This window comes from Acidobacteriota bacterium (assembly GCA_028874215.1).
Taxonomy (GTDB): Bacteria; Acidobacteriota; UBA6911; order RPQK01; family JAJDTT01; genus JAJDTT01.
The window spans coordinates 1-4,008 of sequence record JAPPLF010000057.1; the positions used below are offsets into that span (position 1 = coordinate 1).

Annotated in this window: 4 protein-coding genes; all 4 read right to left on the reverse strand. The window is 64.1% G+C overall.

What is annotated here, in order from left to right:
• Positions 1 to 166, reverse strand: a 166-nt coding sequence (locus tag OXT71_10710) for an iron-sulfur cluster insertion protein ErpA (GenBank protein MDE2926856.1), incomplete at its 3' end; no start/stop codon positions are given.
• Positions 167 to 334: 168 nt separating this feature from the next.
• Positions 335 to 2,428, reverse strand: a complete 2,094-nt coding sequence (locus OXT71_10715) for a S8 family serine peptidase (protein MDE2926857.1) — start codon at positions 2,426 to 2,428, stop codon at positions 335 to 337.
• The gene (locus OXT71_10720) at positions 2,425 to 2,988 is read right to left on the reverse strand and encodes a DNA translocase FtsK 4TM domain-containing protein (GenBank protein MDE2926858.1); all 564 of its coding nucleotides are present in this window, start codon (positions 2,986 to 2,988) and stop codon (positions 2,425 to 2,427) included. The genes OXT71_10715 and OXT71_10720 overlap by 4 nt, the downstream gene beginning before the upstream one ends.
• Positions 2,989 to 3,010: 22 nt before the next feature.
• Positions 3,011 to 3,907, reverse strand: a complete 897-nt coding sequence (locus OXT71_10725; GenBank protein ID MDE2926859.1) for a phosphoribosylformylglycinamidine synthase subunit PurQ — start codon at positions 3,905 to 3,907, stop codon at positions 3,011 to 3,013.
• Positions 3,908 to 4,008: the final 101 nt, after the last annotated feature.

Below are 4,008 nucleotides of genomic sequence, written 5' to 3' on the forward strand. Positions count from 1 at the left end.
CGATGATCTGGTCGTTGTCGGTCGCGTTCTTGTCGAAAGCAAGCTTGTACTGAAAGCCGGAACATCCCCCGCCGGAGATCATGACGCGCAGTCCTAGATCCGGATTTTCCTGGTCCTCGATCATGGTTTTGATCTTGTCGGCGGCGACGTCCGTAACGGTGACCATGATGTCCAACCCCCTTGCGAATGAATGGCGTAAGTAGCTTAGTTTGCGCTGACTTGTATCTGTCTTGCACGTCCGGAAACTCGTACTGTCTGCTGCTAAGGCTATATAAACCGGAACCCGCCGGGATGTCAACCTCTTTATCGAAGATCTCCGAGCAGCGCGCCGCCCCTAACGCAGCAGCAGCATCTTGCCATTCTGCTCGATCCCTTCGGCGGTCATGCGGTACAGGTACACGCCGCTGGGCACGGCTCGGCCGGCGCCGTCCATACCGTTCCAGGTTCGTACGTATCTGCCCGGTCCGTGTGCTTCATCGACCAGCACCCGTATCTTTCTGCCGAGCAGATCGTATATCGTCAAGGTAACGTGGACAGGCTCCGACAGTTCGAAGCGTATGCGCGTACTGGAAGCAAAGGGATTCGGCGCATTCGGATAAAGGACCGCCGCCAGTTCACCGGACGCGCCGGACTCGTAATCGAATCGGATCACGACCGGTTCCGCCGTCAACGCCAGTCCCGCGCGGCCCATGGGCTGTAACCGGTACTCGTAGGACGAACCCGGTTGCGCGGTCGTATCCGTGTAATAGTAGGCGTTCGAACCCTGAAAATGGCCTCCGGTCCGAGTTACCGGTACCGAGGCCAGCACTTCGAATGTTCCATCGGGGTAATCCCTGCGGTCGATCCGGTAGGACAGCAGGTTGATTTCCAGTCCCGCGGTCCAGACGAGGAACACACCGCTCGGCCCGCCCTCGGCCGTGAGGGACCGCACGACCCCCCGCGATTCGGTCATCAGGGCATTCAGCGCGTGGACGATGCCATACCCGTTCAGGGTATCCGGAGCGGCGGCCTGGCCGGCCGTCCGGCGGAGTACGCTTTGCACCTGCCCGGGCGTCCAGTGGGGGTAGGCTTCCAGCATGAGCGCGACGACGCCCGCCACCAGGGGCGCAGAGAAGGATGTGCCACTTTCGCGTATGTAACCGTCGGCGGTGAACGGATCCACCGTGTAGACGCCCTCCCCCATGGCCATCACGTCCGGCTTGATGCGGCCGTCGAAAGTGGGGCCGATGGAGGAGGAGACCCAGCGACTGCCGGATGCGTCGACGGCTCCGACGGAGATCACCTTCTCCGCGTCGGCAGGCGCCCCCATCTTTTCATAGGGGGCGCCGCCCATGTTTCCCATGCTGTTCACGACCACGATCCCACGGTCCGAAGCCATGGAAGCCGCCCGGGTGATCACGGCGGTTTCGCCATCCATATCTTCATAGGAATACCAGTCGGGGTAACTGAGCGAACTGCTGATCACGTCCGCGCCGAGACTGTCGGCCCATTCCATGGCGGCCACCCAGAAGTCCTCCTCGATCTCGTTCTCGAATGCGACGGCCTCCGTGCTTGCGAGAAGGTAACGGGCGCCGAAAGCCGGACCGATCAGCTCGCCCGGCGCGTATCCACCGATCGTACCGAGCACCACCGTACCGTGACCGGTGTCCTCCAGGCCGGTGAAACCGGTTTCGTCCCGAAGGAAGTTGCGCCGCGCTTCCACCCGGGTTCTCAAGCTGTCGAAGGCCACGTGATCCAGGCTGAATCCCGTGTCGAAGATCGCCACGAGCACACCGTTTCCGGTAAGCCCCAGATCATGGAGTTCCGGTACCTGCAACTGGTTCAGCTGAATGAAGGAAGGACCGTAATCGAGTCGAGCGGGCCGGATCGCCCGGAACCTGGCGTCCGTTCCCGGCTGGCCGGAAGGGCGCGTCGGCAAGGGGCGCGGATGACGGAGACTGGCGACCACGTCGATGTTCAGCACGAAGGGCTGGCCGGCCAGGCCGTCGATGTCCCCGGCCGGGATGGACACGCTCGCCGCGTTCAGCCACCGGGACACCTGGAGGATCCTGCCCCCCAACGCTTCGATGCGCTCGAGGTAGGGCACGTGGACCGGGATATCCTCCCATCCCGCCAGCCGGTCGCTTCTTGTCGACAGCCGCCGGCGGGCACGGGGCGACAGGCGGTCCTCGGCAGCCGCCAGCGCGGCGCCGATTCCGGTCCCCGGGTCGAGTCCTTTGTCCGCCAGGTAGACCCATACCTTCAGCAGATCGTCGGACGGCCGCAAGGCGAGTTCGTTCCTGAGGCGGTCGGAAATCCCCGGTTCACCGCTGGAAATCCCCGGTTCACCGCCGGGGACGTTCCCCCGCACCATCTGCTGATCGGGCAGTGGGCCGCCGAAAGCAGAGGAAGTAACGAGGACGAGCAGAAACGGCAAGCATCGCTTCATGATGGCATGCTTCCAGGTTGGTGGGAACGCCGTCCGATCGCTCTTCGTCTGATCAGGCAAAAGTACAGCATGGCCACCAGGACAACCAGGAACAAGACGCCGCCCAGTATCAGCGACCAGTCCACGCCCAGCGCACCCGCCATCCGGCCGCCCAGGTAGTACCCCAGCACCCCGCCGATCCTGAACCTGAGGTACTCGGGTAGGACCGGAATCAGGCTCCCCGTGGAGATTCCGGCAACCACGAGGACCAGCAGCCAGGCGGATTGTACGAACAGTCTCACCGGATGCTGTCCGCGGATCCGGTTCCAGGCGAGCAGTCCGATGAGGACGGGGACGACGTATCCCCCGTATCCCAGGGCGAGCATCACGCCGTAGGATACCAGGGCGCCGGGCAGGCCGCCCAGGTTGGTGACTTCACCCGGACCGCGGCTCGAATTGGGGTAGTCGGTTTCGGCGTGGGTTGCGAGGCTGAGCAGCACGAAGAACGCGACGGGGACCAGGAGGATCCCGATCACGTACATGCGGCGTTCGATGGCTCGGGTGAACGGAGGGAAGCTCATTTAAGCGCGCTCCCATCGGCAGCTACAGAACCCCGCGGACATAGTTCACGGCGTTCCGGAAGATATGCAGGCCGTCCGGTTCCCGGTATCCCTCCCGCGTCCACCGGGGATGATGGGTCGGGTGGGTGTAACGCTCCGGATGAGGCATGAGCCCGAAGATCCGTCCCGTGGCGTCGCAGATCCCGGCGATGGCGTCCACGGAACCGTTGGGACTCCAGGGATAGGCCGTCTCCCCGGCGGCGACACCTGCGGCCTCTTGGTCGGCCGCTGCGGTCGCCTCACCGGCATCCACTTCGGCGGTTCCCCCGGCGGCCTCCTCGGCGGTTCCCCCGGCGGCCTCCCAGGGCGGGTTGACGTACTGCAACGCCACGTGGCCGCCCGGTCCAAGCCGCGCCCGCACGTCCTCCGAAGCCAGCATGACCTTGCCTTCCCCGTTCGCCACAGGAATGTAGATGGTCTCCGGCATGTCCCGGGTGAAGACGCACGGGCTGTCGGGGTTCCTGCGCAGGTAGACCCAGCGGCACTCGAACTTGCCGGAGTCGTTGTAGAAAACTGTCGCTTCCTGCCGCCTGCCGCCCGGTTCCGTCTGGGGCAGCAGCCCCATCTTGACCAGCACCTGGAATCCGTTGCAGATGCCGAGGATGAGTTTGCCTTCCGCGATGAACGATTCCACGTCTTCCATCAGCTTGCACTGCATCTCGTTGGCGAGCACTTTGCCGCCGGAGAGATCGTCGCCGTAGGAAAACCCTCCCGACAGGACCAGCACGTCGTACTCGGAAAGACGACGGCGCCCCTGGATGAAGGCATTGATGTGGACGGGATCCACGCGTTCCGCGCCGGCGAGGCGGAAGGCGTGGGCCGTTTCCTCGTCGCAGTTGATCCCCGCGGCGCGCAGTATCAGGACCGAGACTTTGGACATGGATGCTCCCGGGTCGTAAAGGATCGGTATGGAAGACCGGCAGTCACCGGGCCGCTTGTGGACGGGCCGACAGTCGCAGGTCCGCTCGCGCCCGGGCCGCT